The following is a 19,375-nucleotide window of genomic DNA, read 5'->3' on the forward strand; positions in this document are numbered from 1 at the left end:
CCACTGCTATTTTTCAATTTTTCGTAAGTTTCGACTACGTCAGCTAAAGGCCCTACGTAACGCTCTTTTACCTCACCGTTTATCGCTTCCAACTTATAGACATAATACCGACCTTTTCTTTCCCTCAATATATAATCTCCGAACTTATATCTACGTTGCTTATCGCCCATTTTACCGCTTAGTATTATAGTTGCCAAAACGCGTTTATAAGCGTTGGCAACCCGTCAGTTTTTGCCATGATTCATGTCGAATTGAAATAAGACGGCAAAGATTCCTCATTTATACGAAAAATTCAAAGCGATTTGAGGAATTCTTCGCTAACTAAAAACTCACGCCGTTGTCAACAGTTTCCGATAGACCGTAAAGTTTATATTATTTCATCACAAGCTTTTATACGATGCTAAGACCTAAGGAAGTCTGCCAACGCTTAGGAATATCCTATGCAACACTCAGAGAATATGTTAAGAAGGGATACATAAAACCAGTAGTACTAGAAACTGGGAAGTGGAGGTTCAGGGAGGAGGACGTGGAAAAGTTAATGGGGATTGTTAGGAAGAGGAAAGTAGTATTATACGCTAGAGTGTCATCGCAAAAGGACGAGTTGGCAAACCAAGTTAAGTACCTTGAGGAGCAAGTAAAGGAATACGACCAAGTGATAACTGATGTAGGATCTGGATTGAACGTGAAGAGGAGGGGGTTCCTCAAGTTGCTGAGAATGATACTTAACAACGAGGTATCAAAAGTGATCATAGCCTACCCGGACAGGCTGGTGAGGTTCGGCTTCGAGATAGTGGAGGAAGTATGCAGAGCACACAATTGTGAAATAGTCGCGCTAAACAAGGAAGACAAAACACCAGAACAAGAGTTGATAGAGGACCTAACCTCCATCTTGGTATCGTTCAGCGAGAAATTGCAAGGAATGGGGAGTCACAAGTATGAGAAGGTGAGGAAGTGCGTCGAGGAAATTAAGACTTAGAAACTTTACACCAGAGGAGGAGTACGTCTACCTAACGTACTCCCTGAAGAACTAAAAGGGGGAGGAGAGCGGGATGTTACTAGAGAGCTATAAGACCTTACTACAAAAAGCGTTAGCCCCAGTTCCGTACCTAGTTCGGGGATAAGGATCCACCGAATAGTAAGGATACTCCTGGTACGTAACCTAATGCCCGCTCCTGATCATTATCCTCATTGAAATCATAGGGTAGTGGTTATTGGTCATCAGTTATACCACTTTCCCTCATCCGTTTCCCTTGCTCCGCTAATCTTTCCCTACATACATTACTCTACCGTCCCTCAAGGTGAGCTTGATACACTTCTTGCCGCTCTTCACCTTATAGAAGGTGACCTTGCCGTCCAATGTGGAACCGGCAACTATTACACCTTTGGAGTGGAGCTCTTCCACGAGCCTACACAGGTCTCCAGGAGGCATCTCCTCCTTAATCTCCACCACGTCCGATTTCCTAACTTTCACTGGAGAGGGGAACCCAGGTACCTCAATCAGGAAACTATCGGATTCCTCTCTAAAACTCATAATTAGAGATTCTTACACTAGTTAATAAAAATGAGGTAACTTGAAAAGGGCTAAAAAATCCCTTATCTCTAGTAATAGCCTCCATAGCCTCCAGAACTTGTCCCAGAAGAGGGTATGCTCACCATCTCAGGTAGAGTTAACACCCAGGGCACAGGCTTCAAGAACGACAGGTTGATCACTATCCCGTTGCCCACTAGTATTGGATCATGGAACAGGTAGGTGTTCATACCGTTCCTGCTTCCCCACGTCCACATCTGTGCTCCCTGGCTAGGTGTCATGATGATAGTAATGAAAGGTTTGGAGGCAGTGTAGGAGAAGGTAACGTTACCATTGACCGCATAGGCGAAGACTAGGAAGGGTACCTGACCAGGAGCTGGAGAGGTCACGTTCTGCGGATCGTAGAACACGACCGAGAAGTTGTACTGGTTGAGTATTCCCACTGGGGTGCTTATGGTAGTACCAGGCTGAACTACTACGACCATGTCTCCCGCAACTATCACACCTCCCTGTTGAGAATTTATGACCTCAGAGTAGGCATTAACTGGGGTCAGTCCATACACTGTGGACTGCATTACGGTAGAGGCGGGAGCAGGAGTCCCCTGTGGAGTCATCCCTGCCTCAAACACCCATAGCACAGGCTTGAAGAATTGGAGGTTGACCATAACACCGTTTCCGTATAGCCAATGGTCAACGAACTTGTAGCTTCCACCCACGTATGTAGTACCGTTGAAGCTCCCGCCGAACCAGGTCCAGCTCGTCCATGTGTCAGGGGCCCACACGACTGTTATGGCCGGATCTGCGCCCTTGGAATTGTTCACGAGGGAGTAGGCTGGAGATATTTGACCATTTATGGCAAATGCGAAGGCGTATGTTGGGGTCAAGTTGTTGTAATCTGGAGCGGGCGAGGGGACCGCCTGTACGCTGAAGAGTATCAAGGAGAAGTTGTACAGCGAGCTTAAGTTGCCTGAGGGCAACTCTGCATACGTGCCTGGCCTCAATATGGTAGTGACCGGGCCTACCTGTAGGATAGCTCCCTTGGACGCGTTCACGGTCACTGTCTGCTCTCCTATGACCTTGAAGGTGGGGGTGTTGAGGTTATAGAACATGGTGTCGCTGAGTGTAGGGACTTCGCTGACGTTCCAAACCTGTTTGGTTATCTGCCACATACTTGTGGTAGCGTTATACGTGAAATAGGTCGTCATGGCTATGTGTAGGTCATATATGTTGGGGAAACCAGGCTGACCTTGATTGACGAAACCGAAGAATGGAGTTACGTTGGCTACGACCATAGCCGTCCCTGGACTGGTGGGGTTCATCACTACCTTCACTCCTGGGGGCACAGCAGTTCCGTTGGGCAAGAGGTTCTGGGAATAGGTCAATGCGAATATGAAGTAGCTGTCCCAGGTGTTGAAGACGCTCTCTATATTAGAGATTCCAGTGTAGTTCCCTGGCTTGAACACAGGCGGCAGTTGTCCCTCTATCTGGAGGGTCGCGGAGGGAGAGAAGTACTGAGCTATGGTAGAGGGAGGAAACTCGGCGCCCATACCGTTAACCTCAGATAGGAACTCGGAGAGGACTGTCCACTCGGCCAGCGAGTGTTGTGAAGGATACCCAGCTATCACCGCAGAGGGTGGTACCTCGTTACCCATCCAGACCATCTTAGTGATCAGTGGTTGTCCTTGAATAAACTGCACAGTTAGAGTAACTGATGCGTTAAAAACTTGCAGGAGTATGGGATCGTTAGTGGGAGCAACGAAGTACTGAACGACTGCGTTGACTTGATAGGTGTTGTTGTTCACGGAAGTCACTGTAGGAAGAGCAGTGGTATAGAAGTAGACCGTCTCGTAGTTTCCGAAGAACTGAGCTAACCACGTGGTGTTGAAGGTACTAAAGCTGTACGAGCCAGGGAAGGGAACTCCCTCGACCTGGGCCGAGAAGTTCGTAGAAAGGAACGGAGTTACGTCACTCGGGTTTTCTATCGCTATACCGTCCCAGAACTTGAACACCGTGTCCAGGGCAGCCCCTTCCTTATAGGACGCTCCCCCAGTTGCCTGTTGTTGCAGAAGAGCCTGATACAGTGCCTTGTACATGGTATAATTCTGCTCTGCCTGTTGGAACATAGCTAGATACATGTTGTAGAGCTTCTGGTAGTTTGAGGCATTGCCCTCTGCCGAAGAGAGCTGAGCTTTATACATCTGTAATGTGGCGTTTAGGGACTGTATGGTCTTGTTCTGTTGAGCTACCTGTGACTGAAGATTCATGTATGAGCTCTGTATTGACGAAAGGGATGATGAGGTTGTTGTATATTCATAAAAACCTACTACTGATGCGACCAATAGGATGATTATGGCCACGGAGAATCCAACTGTCTTACCGTCCATATCACATCTAACGGCACCTAACTTACCCCCTTTTAAAAGGATTTACCCAAATTTTCGATCTAGGAAAGCAGTGCAATCAGCCCTCACACGGAACCATCACAGATCAGGCCGGGGTTCACTCATCACTTTAGCCCCTCTAAGTAAGAAAACAGGAGGGACTTGGTGTCCCCAGATAACCTTCTAGGATAACCCTTAAAGTAATGGGAGCACACCTCCTGGGGCGATCCTCCTAATCCCTTATCCCTCATGAGTTTGGCTATCCTTATGAGATCGAGTAAAGGCTGGACTGCGTTGGGACCATCCAGGCTCTTCATGGATATATCTATCTTCACTCTAGCCCCCATGGCGTATTCACCCTCTATTGTTATGTAACTGAACCTCCTGTCTCCAAGGAAAGGAACGTAGTCCGAGGTTCCAGCGACAACCTCTATTCCGTCCGTTGTACTGGAGATATAGAAGGACTTTATCCTCTTCTTCAGGTCTTTCCTCCACTCCTCTAAGGTTATGAGGGTTTCCGTACTTCCAGAGATGTCGACCTGATAGGACCTGATGACTTTCACTCCTCTCCTATTGAGGAAGTCTATGAGACCAGCGTGAAGGGCCGACCCTCCTATCTGGCTTATGAGGTCATCACCCAGGAGTGGGAGACCAGACGAGGCGAACTTATTTGACATCTTCTCAACCAGCGGAGCAGGAGAGGCGTTAATTAGAGACGACCTAGCCGTTAGAGCGCTCTCAGCGTAATACTCGCTTGCCTCCTCTACCCCCGTGGGTAAGAGGTTAATTAGCACTTCAACCCCCTCGGACCTCAAAACCGAGGGAACGTCTACTGGAGGTTCTCTGGACTCCCTAATCACTGTCCCCAGCAAGCCGTTCATTCCGTCCTTCGTGGGGCCACGCTGGACCCTCACGTCTGACTTAACATTCACATACCTTTCCACGACATTAGGAGGCTCAAATATGGCGTCGGATAGCTTCTTTCCCACCTTCCTCTCGTCAATATCGAAAGCGGCTACGACCTCTATCTCCTCAGGCCTGATGGGGAGGTCGAGGAGACCAGATATCTTTCCTCCCTGTTTCAAGTACTCCAATGACTGCAACAACGCAGAGGCTACGTTACCTACACCTACCACTGCTACCCTTATCAACCGAACATCACCAGTATCAGGGGAGCCAAGACACCCACGATTATACTGAGTATCGCTGAGAATATAACACTGTCCCTCTCACCAGACACTACCTTGGTGAACTCTCCCTCCCTGAACATCTCCCTTATCACCGGGATGTAATAACCTGCTGAGGCTGCACTGTTTATGACGCCTATAACCACCAACCAGGGTAGGGAGTACGCCGCCTCAAAGAGGAAGAGCTTCCCCCAAAATCCCAGGATAGGGGGTAACCCCAACAAACTCAAGAGAAGAATGGTGGATGAGAAGGCCAGCGTCCTGTCAGCCTTGGATATCCCCCTTAGCCCCTTGAGGTCCGTGGTGCCTGATACCTTCTCTACGTGTCCCAGGAAGTTGAAGAGGCCTGCTTGAGCCAGAACGTAGGCGAGCAGTTGAGTGAATATACCTACCTCAGCGACCTTGACGTTTATCTGGATCACGGCGAAACCTATCAGGATGAAGCCTGCTTGAGCAATGCTACTGAAGGATAGGATGGAACTCACATCCGTCCTCGAGAACGCAACAATATTGCCGATTATCATGCTCAGAATGGAGATGATCGAAAATACCGCTAGGACGCTCAGGACCTCCTGGGTGGTAGGATCCCCTAGAGTTAGAATCCTCAGCAATGGCACTGCGCCTATCAATTTGCCCACGCTGGAGACGAAGGAAATAGACTCCCTGTCGGCCATGGTATAGACGTCAGGTAACCATCCCTGAAATGGGAATGCCCCCAGCTTGAACAGGAACGCTATGGCTAGCAGAGCCACTCCTAGGACCAAAAGGTCAGGGTAGAGCGGAGAGGAGTAACTCAGGGAGAGTGACCCAGTTCCAACGACGTACGAGGCGAAGCCGAGGATCATGAACGAAGAGGATATCAATCCCAATATCAGGTACTTAATGCCTGCTTCCACTGATCTCCTGTCCTTCCTGAGCATGGTTATGGCGTACGTAGCTGCTGAGGAAATTCCCCAGCCTGTGATTATTACCAGCACGTTGAGGGCAAACGCCATATACATTATTCCCAGGTCTGTAAGCATTACAAGGGATAGTACAGACGACCTAGTTCTCCACGTTTCCATGTGATTGCTCATACCCCTAAGGGCTATGAGCGAGCCGACCAGGGCCACTATCGTCAGGAGGTATCCTATCTTGTCCAGGTACAGGGAGTTGGAGAATAGCGAATAGCCGTAGAAGCCCAAGGTTAGGAACAGCACAGAGGACAGGAGTGACACGGACAGGGAGGCGTAAGTGAGGTAAAGGGCGTGGTTATAACTGGACTGTGTGCCTCTATCCATGTAGAGCACAGCAATGGAAGAAAACACCAACAGGAGCGAGGGGACTACTACAGGTAAGTAGAACTGAGGTAACATCAGATCACCCCTATTATCACTAGGGCAATTACCATGAGGAGTATGAGCCCAACAACGTAGAGCCCCACGTAATCCCTCAGGAGGCCTGTCTGGACGTCCTTGAAGAACTTGGTTCCGCCGTTTATTAACGCGGAGGGTAACTTCACGTTGAGTCCCACATCTATGACTCCGTGCTCAAACCCCCTATAAACTGCCCAGGAACCGTTATACAGCTCGACGCCTAGCCTATCTAGGAGTGGATAGATATACCACCCGTAGTACAGGAAATCTATGACTGGTCTGAGTGCCTGAACTTTCCCCAAGTCTGTCCCCCTGAGAAAGACTGCGAAGGCTATGAGTATTCCTATCACCGAGAGGATCAGTTCTGTGGTGTCGAACTGGAATCCCTTGGCAAAGAAGTGAGTGGAGAGGAAGACTACTAAACTTGGGCTCACGACGCCCATTAGGACTGAGGCCAGTACTAACACCAAGGGAGATAGATACATCAGGGGGTGAACTCCGTGTCCGTGCTCCCCTTCCTCTCCCTTGGATCCCCAGAGGAACGTCTTGACCACGTACCTGACGATGTAAATAGCTCCGAGGAATTCCAACACCAGGTAAAGGTAGTCTAGGGAGAGGTTCCAAGAGGTGAGATAGGATATGAAGGAGTGGGCCCAGAAGCCTATGAGCGGAGGAACGTTAGCTAGGTTGAGTGCAGCTATTAACTGGAGGACGAACACTAACCATAGCTTCCTGTAAAGCCATGGAGTGGAGCCTACGTATCTATTCTCGGTGTAGTGTATAACTGAGCCGGCATTCATGAAGAGGCTCGCCTTGTATATGCCGTGGGCTACCATCTGGAAGAGGCCTATTGCTATGCCTGAAAAGAGGTAGATAAGGTTCCCGTCTATTATGGCCAACAGCCCACCTAAAGATGAAGAGAGTATCATGAGCGATATTTGATCAGCAGTGGAGTTAGCCAAGATCACCTTTTGCTCGTTGGAGACCAACGCGTTCAGGCTCGTAAAGAGGGCTGTGAGGATTGTCACGCCGACCATCACCGAAAAGAAGGCTATTAGGGTGGTTCCGTAGCTCGCTGAGAACACGTCCGAGGAGAGACTATTCATCTGGATGAAGATGTAAGGATAGGTCAGGAATGTCAACATGGCTCCTAGGTTAACCATCGTGGCGGCGTGGATCAGGGCGCTCACTGGAGTTGGACCAGTCATGGCCGTGACCAACCATTGGGTGAAGGGGAACTGAGCGCTCTTGGATAGTCCCCCCAGGAAGAAGAGGATGAGCATGGCTAGGCCGAAGGGCGAGGACACCATGAAGGGAAGGGCTCCGAAGACTCCGTGTCCAGAGTAGAGGAGGGTGGAACCAAAATATTGAGTTCCTGTGGTGAGATATATTAGATAGCCCATTCCCAAGAGGAGACCGACGTCTCCCACCCTGGTGAACACCATGGCCCTTATTCCGGAGGTCGTAGGCTTAGATAGGAACTCCACACCCAAGATCCTCCTCCCGAAATCGCCCACAACGTTTCTCTCGTTATCGTCTAGCCAGTAGCTTATCAAACCGTATGACGCCAGGCTAGTTCCCTCCCACCCGCTTATGAAGAGAAGGGCATTGTCTGCCAACACTACTGCCAACATGGAACTCACGAAGAATCCGAAGAAACCCCAATACCTCCTCAGGACGTTGTCCTCCTTCATGTAGCCCACGCTGTACAAACCGATGAAGAAGGAGAGTGTCGAGACGAAAACTGCCAGGATAGCTTGCAACAGAGAGGAACTGAAGGAAAAATACGTGAAGAGTTGGTAAGTGTATGATGGAATGAAGAAAAGCCTTGAAGGCTGAGACAGAGATTGTGATAGGTTGAGCCAGGATAGGAGCATACTCAAGGCCAAGGTTCCCACCAATATTCCTCCCCTAACGTCTTGATTCAATTTGCTGGGAGTCGCCAAAGTCACCAGTGAGCCGAGGGCGGGCAATAGGACTATGAGGGGGAGGAGTAGGGCGTGTCCTGTGACTACGGTGATGAAGTTGTTCAGGGAGCTCACGGCAGCCTGGGGGAAAAGGAACAGCAGTACGCTGACGACAGCGATAGACAGCATGGGTAGGGTGTATTCCTTCGCCTTATCCAGGTCAGTCTCTCCCTTAGGCCTACCTGCGTACACGTTCTTGAACAGGTAGGTGGCGTACGCTGAGGATAGGCCTATGGCTATGAAGAGTCCTAAGGCCAGCAACGAGAACCAACCCAGGCCGACGGTCTGTATGAGCTGACCAGTAGAGAACAATAGGAGTGCCTCGCTCACCAAGCCCACAGTAGGAGGGAGACCTAAGATGTTCAGCACGCCGAAGAAGGATAGAGTAGTGTGGGTCGGAGAAGTTAGGTAAAGTCCCCCTAACTTTGAGATGTCCCTCTCATGAAGCTCAGTTATTGAGGCTCCAGCACTCATGAAGAGTAGGGCCTTCCCGAGACCGTGGGACACGTAGACTAAGATGGATGCCACAATCCCCAAGGGGATTTGAACTAGATCTCCCCTTAGACCGAGGAAGAAGGAGATTGAGGCTCCAAGTAGCATGTAACCCATCTGGGAGACACTGGAGTAGGCCAGGAACCTCTTGAAGTCCTTTTGAACCAAGGCGTTCAATCCTCCGTAGATCATGGTGATGACGGCCCATCCCAAGAAAATAGGGGCTAGGAAGGACATGGCTGGGAACAGGTAGTAATATATCATTATGACGTATACCCCTAGACCCACCATGTTAGGGCTCAGTAGCACAGAGATGGGAGTAGGTGCCTCACCGTGAGCGTAAGGTAGCCAAACGTTTACCCCAGCTTGAGCTCCCTTAACCATCATGCCCAGCACCGCCAGAACAAACAGAGCGATGGCATAAGTAACGGTGCCATAGTTCCTGAACACGCCAAAGGAGGAGTAGATGTCCATGGTTCCAGTCTCAAGTCCAATGATTATTATGGAGGCCAGGAGTAGCACAGTACCCACGTGGGTCCATATGAAGTAAAGTAGGCTTATCCTACGCCTGTCTCCGTAGCCGTAGAGCATGATGAGGAGGAAGGAGGTTATTAAGGCCAGTTCCAAGAAGATGTAGATTTCGAGGAGGTTAGTGGAGAGTACGGCGTAAAGCATGGACACTGAGAACAGGGAGTAGAGGCCGAAATAGAGCCCCCAGTTAGCTGAACCCATCTCGTGGAACTTCTCTCCCATGTACCTCAATGAATAGGGAACCGTACTTAGAGTGACCACTAGGATCGTGACAATGAAGGCAAAGTTGAGGTCGTTAACGGTTAGGCCGAAGGATCCTATGGTGTTGCTCACGAAGAAGGTGTCGTAGAGACCTCTCCTCAGAATGAAGTACAGGTTGACGCCTATAGCTACACCTGAGACTAAAGCGGACACCCTTCTTTCCTTGAGGAAAAAGACTAAGGAGGAGAGGAAAAGGGAGATCGCGAGCATGACGAAACCTATCATTTAATCCACCTCGAGAGTGCCCCTCTGCCTATAGTACAGGATGATTGAGGCGAACGCGACAACCACCTCAGTCAAGGCCATGCCGATAGCGAACACGGAGAAAATGAGGGGAGTGTAAGACCTCCCAGCTAAGGAGGAAACTGCGAAGACCAGGAGGATAGAGGCGTTCAATATGATCTCGGAAGAGAGGAGAACCCTTATCACGTTCTTGCTGTTCATGAGTCCGTAGACTCCCACAGCTACCAACATTGTGGCCACAACCAACGCGATTTCGGAGGTGAACGGAACCTGAGTCATCCTCAATCCCTCCTGGCTAAGGCTATGGCCTCTATCATGGTGGTCAGGAGGCCAACGATTAACACGATTGCGGGGAACCAGTACTGAGATATCATCCTCTCACCCAACGTTTGGAGATCAGGTGAGGGAGGGGCTGAGATAGCTATGCTGGAAGTGGAGAGGACCAGGACCGAGAAAAAGGCAACCGCAGCAAGTAGCGAGATGACCGGAGCCCAGGGAGTCCTGATTTCCCTCACCTCAAGTCCCCTGAACATGACCAAGGATACAGAAAGGAACACCACCGTCGCCCCGACATAGAGTATGATGTGGAAAACCGAGTAGAGCGAGTAGGCTGCCGGGTTCAAGTCCGCTATGAGTACTGCAATGGAAAGTCCCAAGAAAGCAAGGGAGACAGCCGCATAAAAGACGTTCTTGGAGTTCACTATGAATAAGGCTGAAGCTAAAGCCGTAACTGAAAAAACCAAGAATATTGTATCTTGAAGGTCAGTCTGTGTCAGGAACATACTTGATCCCCTTCTCCTCATCTATGACCGCCTTAACTTTCTTCACCAGAAGCTCCACGGGAGGTTGATCGAAGTCCTGGTTGAACTTGTCCGGGCTGAAGAAGAGTTCTCTCCTACTCGAGAAGGCTGCGTCATGTACTCCAGTCTCCTTGAGGGCATCAACGGGACATATGTCCACACAGAACCCACAGAAGACGCACCGCCCGTAATTGATAGTAGGAAACTTCTTCCCCTGGTCTGTCGCCATCTTCATGGCGTCGGCGGGACAAACCATGGCACATAAGGTACAACCTATACAGACGTCCTTATAGAGCCTGATCATCCCCCTATAACCGGTAGGTAAGGACAGGGACTCCTCTGGGTACTTCAGGGTTATCCTCTGAGGCTTAACGAAGTACTTCACGCCAGTGCCGACTGCCTTAAGGTGACCAGTCACGAGATTTAGGGAAGAGTCTCCCTTCTTATACTCTTTAATTTTTATGGAATCCATATGTAACCCACCACCAAACCTATGAATAGAGAAACGAAAGTGAGAGGAAGCAGATACTTCCACCCTCCCCTCAAGGCCTGATCTATCCTGTACCTGCCGTAAACTGCCCTCAGAAACACGGAGAAGAAAACTACTATAGACGCCTTGAGACCTGTCAGGAGGGCCCCAGGGAAACCAGAGAGGGGATACCAACCCCACAGAAACATGTCCGTGAACACGAGGGCGTAAACCAGGTTTCCCACATATGAGCCAGCCATGGTGAGAACGAACAGGAACCCGCTGTATTCTGTGTATGCCCCTAACACGAGTTCAGTCTCGGCCTCGGCTATCTCAAAGGGGAACCTGGCACTGCCCATCAACATGGCAATGAAGAAGACTATCGCAGCAACAGGGTTGGCAAGTATACCTGGAATTCCACTTTGAGCTATTTTCGCTAAGTCTAGAGTGTGATACTCGAGGGACATGGAAAGCGTCGCCATGATTAGGAGAACATCATAACTTACGGAGAGGTACGATTCCCTCACAGCCCCGACTATGGCGAACCTGTTGTTGGTGACCCACGCCACGAATATGACGAACACCGGATACATGGACTCTATGGCAAGGATGAGGAGCATGTTATATTGGACGAAGAGTCCAGTGAGGACTCCCATGCCTATGTTGGGGTCGTAGAAGTCCCTGAAGTATATGGAGAAAACGGAACCGGAAGGGGGTATTACCGAGACTGGAATGATGGAGAGTGGGATGAAGGACATTGCCACAGCTAGTACGGGGGCCAACGCAAAGAGGGTCGGATTAACTCCCTCCGGGATGATGACCTCGGAGAAGACGAACTTGACTGCGTCCGCTATCAATTGCATAAACCCACCCAACCGCTTCGATGCGTAATACGGGCCGACCCTCATCTGAACCCTGGCTGCTGCCTTCCTTTCGAACCATATTGTGGTGAGCAGGAGTATGGCAGTGAATATGAGACCTGGGTATATCACTGAGTTGAAGAAAGAGGGGTAAAGTACGTAATATCTTAGATCGAACAGCAGATTCATCATCGATCCGCCTCCGGTGGGAAGTAGTCTAAACTACCGTAGATAGACACTAGGTCAGCATACCTGACGCCCTTAAGGAGGTTCTGCATTACATATATACTCCTATATGAAGGTGTAATCATCCTGAGCCTGTAGGGTTTGGCCGAACCGTCACTCACGACGTAATAAAGCAGTTCTCCTCTACCCGCCTCGACTCTGGTTACCGCCTCGCCTTTAGGGGGCCTGAAGGAGGCATAGTATCCTGGCATGACGACTCTCCGTTGTCCTTCCCACCACTTCTTAAGCCTGGTAGGAGGGATCTGTTTGAAGAACCTGTCACTCAGGATCTGACCTTCGGGTATGTCCCTTATTATCTGCTCCAGTATGTTCAAGCTCTGTTGGATCTCCTCAAACCTAACCAGTGTCCTAGCATAACCGTCTCCCTCTTTATACACAGGAATCTCGAAGTCCAACCTGGAATACGCAGCATAGGGTTCCACTTTCCTGACGTCGTAGTAAACCCCAGAGCCCCTCAGGTTTGGGCCGACAGCTCCCCACTCTATGGCCTGCTCTCTAGTCATTATACCGACGTCCTGTAGCCTGGCCTTAACGTTGGGATTGTTCAGGAAGATGTTCTCCCAATCCTTGATCTTCCTCCTCATGTACGTGACGGCCTTCCTGGTCATCTCGACTATAGTGGGAGTTAGATCCCTCCTCACCCCTCCAGGAATGACGTAAGAATTCGTTATCCTAGCTCCGGTGAGGGCCTCGAGTATCTGAACCCATACCTCCCTGTCACCGAAGCCCCACATGAAGCCGGTGGAGTGACCGATGAAGATGGCCAGTATTCCCATGCCGTAGAGGTGACTAGCGATCCTACTTATCTCAGCAGCAAAGCTCCTTAAGTATTGGGCCCTATCGGGTACATCAACTCCCAGGATCTTCTCCACGGCCATTATGTAACCTAGGTTCATGTGAATCGAATCCAATATGGCAGGTCTCTCCACAAGCGGGATCAAGTGAATGTAGTTTCTGTTCTCCCCAAGTTTCTCCACGGCCCTATGTACGTATCCGGGCTCCACCTGAGCTTCCTCTATTATATCTCCATTTAGCCTGACGTATATCCTCAGGTGGCCCGACCCAGGATGTTGCGGACCTACATTTAACTCCCCACTCACCGGAATGACGTCTATCTCCATCCCACCGCTCTTCATTAACTCTTCAGCTTGGTCTGTCAACGAACAACCCCTCCGTCTTAATCTTGTAACTCTTTCTCAGGGGATAAACCCCCTCGAAGTCCTCCGGGAGAAACAGTCTCTTCATATCAGGGTTCCCAGAGAACTTGACTCCCAACATTTCGTAGGTCTCCCTCTCCCCAGTCCACGCGCTCTTCCAGACTTCCATAAGGCTGGGAACCTCCAATTCCTTATAGTTAGTCCACGTCTTCAGAGCTACGATGACCTTGGCCAGATTTACATCCGAGTAAGATGAGACGTGATAGACTACCTGAATCCTTCCCTGGTCTGGATAGTCTATTCCAGTCACCGCCTTAACGTGATCGAAACCTAAATCCTTTAGGACTTTAGCCACCTGAACTAAGTCCTTCTTCTCTACCTCTATGGAGGCCCTGCCCTCACTCTCAACCTTGACTGGGATCTTCTTGGATTGGAGGGCTTGGCTTAAGACGTCAATTGGCTTCTGCATTATCTCCTCAGCTCCCAGTTTAATATCTGATCAACCTGTTTTATTGTATAGTAGAGGATCGGGTACATTATAACAAGGAAAGACCCCACAACGATAAGTAGGTTCCTAAATAGTAGGGAACTGCCGTAAAACGGTACTGCGGAAGCCAAGAATAAAATGATCACAATTGGCTCTAGTGTGGTGTAGACCAGAAGGTATCCGTAGTACTGTAATGGGAACCATAGACGGCCCTCTCCAGTCGGTATGTTTCCTGCCTCAAACCTGGAGTTCTTTATGGGATTAGGGTTGTGCGGGACTATAAGGGACAGTAGTTTATATGTCCCGTACCCACCAGCCAGTACCAAGATGAAGGGGAGACCGAATGATAAGGAAGCCTGGACAAGCGTCATGCCGTGTTAGATACACTAGAAGAGGTATAAAATATTTGCTTTTGACGATCTCTCTAAGTTTATATACTTTAAAAAACTAAAATTAGCCCCATGAAGGTTTATTTAACTTTTTCAATAACAGTACGAGAGTTCTGAATGCACTTCCATATCCCCTGCCTCGGGACTCCCTCGATGCACCTCGCGGAAACGAACTCCTTCTCCTGATCCAACGTGACTGGGTCATCCTCGGGCCTCACGAAGTTGTCATGTATCACACAATTTGGCCCCGCGAACCTAAATAGGATAGGGTGGACTCTTCTGACCTCCTCCAACATGAGCCAAGCCACCTTCCTGATCTCCCACTGTGCTCTACTGCACAGTCTCAAGCCGAAGAAATTGTACAACTCCCTGGCGTTCATGGTCACTACGAGGTTGGTGTTTACACCGTTGGGCAAGACGTACCTGGCGTCTTCCTCAGGCACACCACTCTGGAGGAGGTCGAGGTAGTGTCTGTACGAGTCCTCATACGCTTTCCTGAACTCGTCCTCGTCCCTCCAAGATGGCGTGACTGGTTGATAGAACTCGTCCTTCGGCTTGGCGAACCTGTGGCTCATCTGAGTATAAGAGGCTATCCTGTGCCTGACCAACTGGTGGCTCGCGACACGGGATATGCCCTCTATAGAGAAGGTATAAACGGAGTGCTCCAAGACTGACCAGTACCCGTGCAGTATTGAGTCCTTGATCCACGTCTCCATCTCTTCCTTGGTCATGTTTTTCTCGTGGTGTTCCCACCCCTTCCTACTCCTAGACATCTTGGCTGCTATGGCCACAACTTTCTCCCCATCCCCAGTGAAGGAAACAAGCTTTACCCTAAAGGTCGATACCCCCCTTTGCATTAGTTATTAGGTTCCCAGAGCAATGTAGATAAATTTCACCGCTCAATATTTCGAACCAGCCAATTATGTACCTACACACCTAAGATTTAAAAATGATTTGAAGATCAGTCTAGGACTCCGCTAAATTTCTCAACTAATCTGGTTAATAGGGCCGCATTCTTTTCGGCGTCCTTCTCAGCCTGTTCTAAAGTTTTCTTCACGTCTTCTTCCAAGTTTGAGGACATTCTCTGTTTATATACCGTGATGTCAGTCAGCTCGTCCTCCAGTGAATCTAGGATTATTTTCATCTGATTAGGCTCCAACTTAGCGGTCTTAGTGGCCTTATCCCTGAAGCAAGTGTAGTGAACAACGGTCTTCTTTGATGTGAACGTAAACAGTTCGTCCCAGTATATCTTGCTCTTGCACAAGTCACACGTCCACTTGGTTTCTGCCCTGCTCATCGCAGTAGATACAATTAAATACAAAATAAAGGTTACGGTACGCATGATGATAACCGAGAGGGTAATAGAGGACGCAAGGTTCTACGGGAAGCTAATTGTTGCGGTCTTCTCAGATGAGGGATTTCCGCTAAACATTCCTGATTCCTTATCCAAGAGGCTAACAGTGATTCCTGTGAACCCTGAAGAGCATCCTGAATATCTGGTGAGGCTCACCAGGGGGATAATTCCTGCAATCACCGTGATGACGCCTAGCCTCGAGATAGTAGGTATAATCGAATCCGCGAACACCTCCTACATCGTATCCAGCTTGAGGGAATTGGTGGACAATTTCGTAAGGGGGAACGTGAGGCCTTACAAGATATCTCCGTACGTGCCTGAACCTCAGGATCCGCCACAGGACGCATCTTACGAAGTGATCTCCAAGATCCTCGATGGGTATCCTGCTGATTTCAGGACGATTGAGTTGGTGAGGACATTCGTAACGACTCATAAGGAGTATGAGAAAGTCCTCAAGGTTCTGAAGCCACTGGACGATATAGCATCATTCTACCTTGAGGGAGGGACGTTGAACGACGACTTTGCGGTATACGAGGCAGTGAAGGTCATTAAAGGGGAAAGGGGGATGCCAGAGGCCTTCCTAGGAGAGGACGGAAGGGTTCTGAGGAGGAGGGGCGGAGAGAACTGGGGCTTACTCGTGGATGAGGCTTTGGTGGGTTTCTCCTTCCTCTCCAGGTACCTCAGGGAGGGAACAGATGAGGATTTGGAGAGAGCCAAGAGAATATTTAGCTTTGTGAGGACGCACCTTGAGACGGAAAGGGGATACAGGGACTCCGTGCCTAGGGATCCGTTAACTAGGGTTGAGTTCCTTGAACCACTGGCTAACTCGGAGCTGGCTATCTTCTTATCCGCGCTTTGGCAGGTAACTCAAAGCGAAACGGTGAGAGAGAAGTCGCTGAAGGCCTTGAGGTGTGCGAGCTCCTCGCAGAGCCTTCCAGTTAAGGCCAGAATAGCCTTGGCCACCCTAAGGCTCGAGAAGGGAATACTGGTCAACAAACCAGGTAGGTTCGAGGACTCCAGGGTAATGCTGAATAAATCGTTGGATTGTAATTTCAAATACTCAGGGAAATGCTACGACACCCTCGAGGCTGTGTACGAGGAATACAGCGATTAGGCTAACTTCACGTAAGCCTTACTGACGTACCTGTTAAGTTGCCTTGCACTACCTCCCTCACATACAGTCCTGAAGGCTCTGGCCCTGTCAGTGGGGACTATCTTTCCTACAACTTCGAATCCTAGTCTCTTCAGGGTAACAGGTGCATAAACTGACGCCACTCCAACCAGGAGGAGATGCTGAGCCTTGATGTTACTTACTATCTTGTCTATGGCGTTTATGACCAAAGACGATCCGAAGATTGTGGCAGTGGTGCAGATCTCACCATTGAAGGATGAGAAAGGTCTGGATCCCTGAACTGGTTGTGGGGAGAAGTCGTAGGCTACTACCTCAGAGAACCCTTCGTAGGACACCTGTGGAGAGTAGCCGAAAACACAGAGTTTCCCTCCTTGGAAGTGTTGTAACGGATCGCCAGGAGAGAGTTGAGGGGGAGAGAGTGCGTTCATCACAGCCAAGGAGACGCTCCTCCTCATAGGTGTGTCTAGATTCCTTGCGACCTCGTAAGCGCTCTTTCCTTGTAACTCTCCTGCCTCCTCTACTTCACCGTCAGTGAGGGTGATGGAAATTCCCATGGATTGATCGTCTAAGATGGCGGTCGTGTAGGAAGGGCCTACACAGAGGTTAATCACCTTCCTCCTCTTGAGCTCAAAGGAGAGTTCCTCCAGCATCTCATCCAAGATCATAGGATTATCCTACCCTCCTTGTACACTGAATCCGATACTTCCTTATGAGGTAAGATTATTGTTCCCCTATTCAGGAGAACTCCATCACTGGTAGTAACCTCCTCGCCAAGAATGGTTCTCTCCCTTATGTGATTCCAGCGCCCTATTCTTCCCTTATCTCCCACTATGACGTTCTTCAGGAACGAGTGTTGTCCAACCGTAACCCCTTCCATGAGGAGCGACTCTGATATGTAAGCCCCAGATCCCACCTGGCAATTCCTTCCCAAAATCGTGTTGAAGTCCAGATATGCTTCCTCTACCACGGTGCCCTCCATAATGAAGTAAGGGGGAGTCAACTCAGCCCTCTCGCTGACTTTGGCCTTCTCCGATACGTAACCCCTGGGATGTTTCCGTCTCAGGAGGTCGAAGTTGAGCTTGAGGTAATCAGACGGGATACCGATATCGGCCCATACACCCCTGTACCTGAACACGTTCACACAGCCCTGTTGAAGTAGCTTAGGGAGGAAGTTCCTAGCTATGGACTTCCCTTGTATGCCGTCCAATACCTTCCTGTCAAATATGTAGACACCGGCGTTGATCAGGTTGGAGAGTGGATTGGAGGGCTTCTCCACTATTTGGATGAGTTTATCCCCATCTGTGTACAGGACTCCGTACCTCTGTGGATCGCTGACTTCCGTCGCCATGATGGTCGCCAAACAGTCCGAACCCTCATGGAAACTGAGCATCTCCCTGAAATCCACCTCCATGTATACGTCGCCATATATAACGAGGACTACGTCGTCAAGCTTGTGTCTCTCGTTGATGTACTTCAAAGGACCTAAATCTCCCAAGGGTTCCTCCTCAACTATGAAATTTATCTTCCTCCCGCTCTCCTCCACGTATTTCATGACCTTATCCGACATCACTCTAAGGGAGAGGTACACTTCAGAAATCCCAGCCCTGTCCAGGGAGTCAAGGATATAATCAAGTATGGGTCTACCCAACACTGGAAACAACGGCTTCGGTTTCGTCAAGCTCAAAGGTCTGAGCCTAGTAGCCCATCCTCCAGCTAACACTATTGCAGAGACCATGGTGAGATAATGAGTTGATAAGGAAAATAAATTATGGGTTACCTCAAATACTTCTGAAGCTTCTTCTCTGCGTAGTCCCAGTTAACCACGTTCCACCAATTGGTGACGTAATCTGCCCTCTTGTTCTTGTACTGAAGGTAATAGGCGTGCTCGAATTCGTCCAAGATGAGAAGTATCGGAAGTTCGGCAATGTGATTCATGAAGTGGTTCTCAAAGGTCATGATTTCTAAGTTTCCGTTCTCTGTGTCGTAGTACAACACAGTCCATCCAGTACCGGGGAGAGAGTTAGCGGTCTCAGTGAAGACCTGCTTGAACCTTTCAACTCCTCCATATTGCTTCTCTATGAGATCGGCTAATGCTCCTCCTGGCTTCCCTCCTCCCTTCCCTGCTGGAGCCATGTTGTCCCAGTATAGGGCGTGTAACTTATGGCCGTTTATGTTGAAGACCAGACCTCTCATCAGCCCTTGAACGTCATATTGGCCTGCCTGTAACTCTCCCTTTATCACCTTATTGAACCTCTCCATGAACTGATTGGCACCGTTAACGTAACCCTTATGGTGGCCGTTGTAATGAACATCTATTATATCCTTGCTTATGTATGGTTCTAACGAGTCCACCTTATAGGGTAGAGGTGGTAGTTCGAATTTCTTGAAGGATATTTGAGAACTCATAACGAAACTTACTTAGTAGTCATTTTTATTATTTTCTTTGAGTGAAGCCTTGTACTTCCTAATTACGGCAACTCGAGGGACTGAAGTCGTCACCAGCACCTTTGGTAATACCCCTCCAGAAAATTGGTGC

General features: G+C 49.4%; 19 protein-coding genes and 1 pseudogene. 2 read left to right on the forward strand and 18 right to left on the reverse strand.

Annotation, left to right across the window (positions count from 1 at the left end; translation table 11 throughout):
• Window positions 1-5: 5 nt before the first annotated feature.
• Window positions 6-170: pseudogene (locus tag METMK1DRAFT_RS16830) on the reverse strand (putative integrase); the annotation flags it as partial.
• A gap of 227 nt (window positions 171-397) precedes the next feature.
• Here METMK1DRAFT_RS16830 and METMK1DRAFT_RS14600 point away from each other — a divergent pair.
• Window positions 398-976, forward strand: coding sequence for an IS607 family transposase (locus tag METMK1DRAFT_RS14600; protein WP_009075593.1), 579 nt, complete (start codon window positions 398-400; stop codon window positions 974-976).
• Window positions 977-1,258: 282 nt separating this feature from the next.
• Here METMK1DRAFT_RS14600 and METMK1DRAFT_RS14605 read toward each other — a convergent pair whose 3' ends face one another.
• From METMK1DRAFT_RS14605 to METMK1DRAFT_RS14670, 14 genes are all read right to left on the reverse strand, one after another.
• Window positions 1,259-1,531, reverse strand: a complete 273-nt coding sequence (locus METMK1DRAFT_RS14605) for a hypothetical protein (RefSeq protein ID WP_009075595.1) — start codon at window positions 1,529-1,531, stop codon at window positions 1,259-1,261.
• A gap of 68 nt (window positions 1,532-1,599) precedes the next feature.
• Entirely contained in the window at window positions 1,600-3,912 is a 2,313-nt protein-coding gene (locus tag METMK1DRAFT_RS14610; RefSeq protein WP_009075597.1) for an HlyD family secretion protein, read from the reverse strand.
• A 122-nt stretch (window positions 3,913-4,034) separates the two neighbouring features.
• Window positions 4,035-5,060 (reverse strand): inositol-3-phosphate synthase, encoded by a 1,026-nt coding sequence (locus METMK1DRAFT_RS14615; protein ID WP_009075599.1) that lies wholly within the window; start codon window positions 5,058-5,060, stop codon window positions 4,035-4,037.
• Window positions 5,057-6,451 carry an NADH-quinone oxidoreductase subunit NuoN gene (nuoN, locus tag METMK1DRAFT_RS14620; RefSeq protein WP_009075601.1) on the reverse strand — a complete coding sequence of 465 codons (1,395 nt, stop codon included), beginning with the start codon at window positions 6,449-6,451 and terminating at the stop codon, window positions 5,057-5,059. Before nuoN ends, METMK1DRAFT_RS14615 begins: the two co-directional genes overlap by 4 nt.
• Entirely contained in the window at window positions 6,451-9,927 is a 3,477-nt protein-coding gene (locus METMK1DRAFT_RS14625) for a proton-conducting transporter transmembrane domain-containing protein (RefSeq protein WP_009075602.1), read from the reverse strand. The genes nuoN and METMK1DRAFT_RS14625 overlap by 1 nt, the downstream gene beginning before the upstream one ends.
• Entirely contained in the window at window positions 9,928-10,224 is a 297-nt protein-coding gene (gene nuoK / locus METMK1DRAFT_RS14630; protein WP_009075604.1) for an NADH-quinone oxidoreductase subunit NuoK, read from the reverse strand.
• A gap of 2 nt (window positions 10,225-10,226) precedes the next feature.
• Entirely contained in the window at window positions 10,227-10,727 is a 501-nt protein-coding gene (locus tag METMK1DRAFT_RS14635; protein ID WP_009075606.1) for an NADH-quinone oxidoreductase subunit J family protein, read from the reverse strand.
• The gene (gene nuoI, locus METMK1DRAFT_RS14640; RefSeq protein WP_009075608.1) at window positions 10,708-11,217 is read right to left on the reverse strand and encodes an NADH-quinone oxidoreductase subunit NuoI; all 510 of its coding nucleotides are present in this window, start codon (window positions 11,215-11,217) and stop codon (window positions 10,708-10,710) included. The genes METMK1DRAFT_RS14635 and nuoI overlap by 20 nt, the downstream gene beginning before the upstream one ends.
• Entirely contained in the window at window positions 11,205-12,263 is a 1,059-nt protein-coding gene (gene nuoH / locus METMK1DRAFT_RS14645; RefSeq protein WP_048088151.1) for an NADH-quinone oxidoreductase subunit NuoH, read from the reverse strand. Before nuoH ends, nuoI begins: the two co-directional genes overlap by 13 nt.
• Window positions 12,263-13,441: an NADH-quinone oxidoreductase subunit D gene (locus METMK1DRAFT_RS14650; RefSeq protein WP_082230072.1), complete on the reverse strand. Its 1,179-nt coding sequence runs from the start codon at window positions 13,439-13,441 to the stop codon at window positions 12,263-12,265. Before METMK1DRAFT_RS14650 ends, nuoH begins: the two co-directional genes overlap by 1 nt.
• Window positions 13,442-13,463: 22 nt before the next feature.
• Complete coding sequence (locus tag METMK1DRAFT_RS14655; protein WP_009075613.1) at window positions 13,464-13,946, reverse strand: NADH-quinone oxidoreductase subunit C; 483 nt, start codon at window positions 13,944-13,946, stop codon at window positions 13,464-13,466.
• Window positions 13,946-14,335, reverse strand: a complete 390-nt coding sequence (locus METMK1DRAFT_RS14660) for an NADH dehydrogenase subunit 3 (RefSeq protein ID WP_009075616.1) — start codon at window positions 14,333-14,335, stop codon at window positions 13,946-13,948. Before METMK1DRAFT_RS14660 ends, METMK1DRAFT_RS14655 begins: the two co-directional genes overlap by 1 nt.
• Before the next feature lie 98 nt (window positions 14,336-14,433).
• The gene (gene thyX / locus METMK1DRAFT_RS14665) at window positions 14,434-15,210 is read right to left on the reverse strand and encodes an FAD-dependent thymidylate synthase (protein WP_009075619.1); all 777 of its coding nucleotides are present in this window, start codon (window positions 15,208-15,210) and stop codon (window positions 14,434-14,436) included.
• A gap of 104 nt (window positions 15,211-15,314) precedes the next feature.
• Window positions 15,315-15,650: a DUF2175 domain-containing protein gene (locus METMK1DRAFT_RS14670; protein WP_009075621.1), complete on the reverse strand. Its 336-nt coding sequence runs from the start codon at window positions 15,648-15,650 to the stop codon at window positions 15,315-15,317.
• 43 nt (window positions 15,651-15,693) lie between these two features.
• Here METMK1DRAFT_RS14670 and METMK1DRAFT_RS14675 point away from each other — a divergent pair, with 43 nt between their 5' ends.
• Window positions 15,694-16,821 (forward strand): hypothetical protein, encoded by a 1,128-nt coding sequence (locus METMK1DRAFT_RS14675; protein ID WP_009075622.1) that lies wholly within the window; start codon window positions 15,694-15,696, stop codon window positions 16,819-16,821.
• Here METMK1DRAFT_RS14675 and METMK1DRAFT_RS14680 read toward each other — a convergent pair.
• The 3 genes from METMK1DRAFT_RS14680 to METMK1DRAFT_RS14690 are packed head-to-tail and all read right to left on the reverse strand — an operon-like array spanning window position 16,818 to window position 19,245.
• Window positions 16,818-17,504 carry a Rossmann-like domain-containing protein gene (locus tag METMK1DRAFT_RS14680; protein ID WP_009075625.1) on the reverse strand — a complete coding sequence of 229 codons (687 nt, stop codon included), beginning with the start codon at window positions 17,502-17,504 and terminating at the stop codon, window positions 16,818-16,820. The genes METMK1DRAFT_RS14675 and METMK1DRAFT_RS14680 overlap by 4 nt on opposite strands.
• Window positions 17,501-18,574 (reverse strand): sugar phosphate nucleotidyltransferase, encoded by a 1,074-nt coding sequence (locus METMK1DRAFT_RS14685; protein WP_009075629.1) that lies wholly within the window; start codon window positions 18,572-18,574, stop codon window positions 17,501-17,503. The genes METMK1DRAFT_RS14680 and METMK1DRAFT_RS14685 overlap by 4 nt, the downstream gene beginning before the upstream one ends.
• A gap of 38 nt (window positions 18,575-18,612) precedes the next feature.
• Entirely contained in the window at window positions 18,613-19,245 is a 633-nt protein-coding gene (locus METMK1DRAFT_RS14690; RefSeq protein WP_009075630.1) for a superoxide dismutase, read from the reverse strand.
• Window positions 19,246-19,375: the final 130 nt, after the last annotated feature.

The organism is Metallosphaera yellowstonensis MK1 (assembly GCF_000243315.1).
Taxonomy (GTDB): Archaea; Thermoproteota; Thermoprotei_A; order Sulfolobales; family Sulfolobaceae; genus Metallosphaera; species Metallosphaera yellowstonensis.

Excerpts from the sequence above, each read along its gene's own strand:
- METMK1DRAFT_RS14660 (WP_009075616.1), bottom strand. The coding sequence starts at position 14,335 with ATGACGCTTGTCCAGGCTTCCTTATCATTCGGTCTCCCCTTCATCTTG.
- METMK1DRAFT_RS14685 (WP_009075629.1), bottom strand. The coding sequence starts at position 18,574 with ATGGTCTCTGCAATAGTGTTAGCTGGAGGATGGGCTACTAGGCTCAGA.
- nuoI (WP_009075608.1), bottom strand. The coding sequence starts at position 11,217 with ATGGATTCCATAAAAATTAAAGAGTATAAGAAGGGAGACTCTTCCCTA.
- METMK1DRAFT_RS14605 (WP_009075595.1), bottom strand. The coding sequence starts at position 1,531 with ATGAGTTTTAGAGAGGAATCCGATAGTTTCCTGATTGAGGTACCTGGG.
- nuoK (WP_009075604.1), bottom strand. The coding sequence starts at position 10,224 with ATGACTCAGGTTCCGTTCACCTCCGAAATCGCGTTGGTTGTGGCCACA.
- thyX (WP_009075619.1), bottom strand. The coding sequence starts at position 15,210 with ATGCAAAGGGGGGTATCGACCTTTAGGGTAAAGCTTGTTTCCTTCACT.
- METMK1DRAFT_RS14650 (WP_082230072.1), bottom strand. The coding sequence starts at position 13,441 with ATGGAGATAGACGTCATTCCGGTGAGTGGGGAGTTAAATGTAGGTCCG.
- METMK1DRAFT_RS14680 (WP_009075625.1), bottom strand. The coding sequence starts at position 17,504 with ATGATCTTGGATGAGATGCTGGAGGAACTCTCCTTTGAGCTCAAGAGG.
- METMK1DRAFT_RS14635 (WP_009075606.1), bottom strand. The coding sequence starts at position 10,727 with ATGTTCCTGACACAGACTGACCTTCAAGATACAATATTCTTGGTTTTT.
- nuoN (WP_009075601.1), bottom strand. The coding sequence starts at position 6,451 with ATGTTACCTCAGTTCTACTTACCTGTAGTAGTCCCCTCGCTCCTGTTG.
- nuoH (WP_048088151.1), bottom strand. The coding sequence starts at position 12,263 with ATGAATCTGCTGTTCGATCTAAGATATTACGTACTTTACCCCTCTTTC.
- METMK1DRAFT_RS14670 (WP_009075621.1), bottom strand. The coding sequence starts at position 15,650 with ATGAGCAGGGCAGAAACCAAGTGGACGTGTGACTTGTGCAAGAGCAAG.
- METMK1DRAFT_RS14675 (WP_009075622.1), top strand. The coding sequence starts at position 15,694 with ATGATGATAACCGAGAGGGTAATAGAGGACGCAAGGTTCTACGGGAAG.
- METMK1DRAFT_RS14625 (WP_009075602.1), bottom strand. The coding sequence starts at position 9,927 with ATGATAGGTTTCGTCATGCTCGCGATCTCCCTTTTCCTCTCCTCCTTA.
- METMK1DRAFT_RS14690 (WP_009075630.1), bottom strand. The coding sequence starts at position 19,245 with ATGAGTTCTCAAATATCCTTCAAGAAATTCGAACTACCACCTCTACCC.
- METMK1DRAFT_RS14655 (WP_009075613.1), bottom strand. The coding sequence starts at position 13,946 with ATGCAGAAGCCAATTGACGTCTTAAGCCAAGCCCTCCAATCCAAGAAG.
- METMK1DRAFT_RS14610 (WP_009075597.1), bottom strand. The coding sequence starts at position 3,912 with ATGGACGGTAAGACAGTTGGATTCTCCGTGGCCATAATCATCCTATTG.
- METMK1DRAFT_RS14600 (WP_009075593.1), top strand. The coding sequence starts at position 398 with ATGCTAAGACCTAAGGAAGTCTGCCAACGCTTAGGAATATCCTATGCA.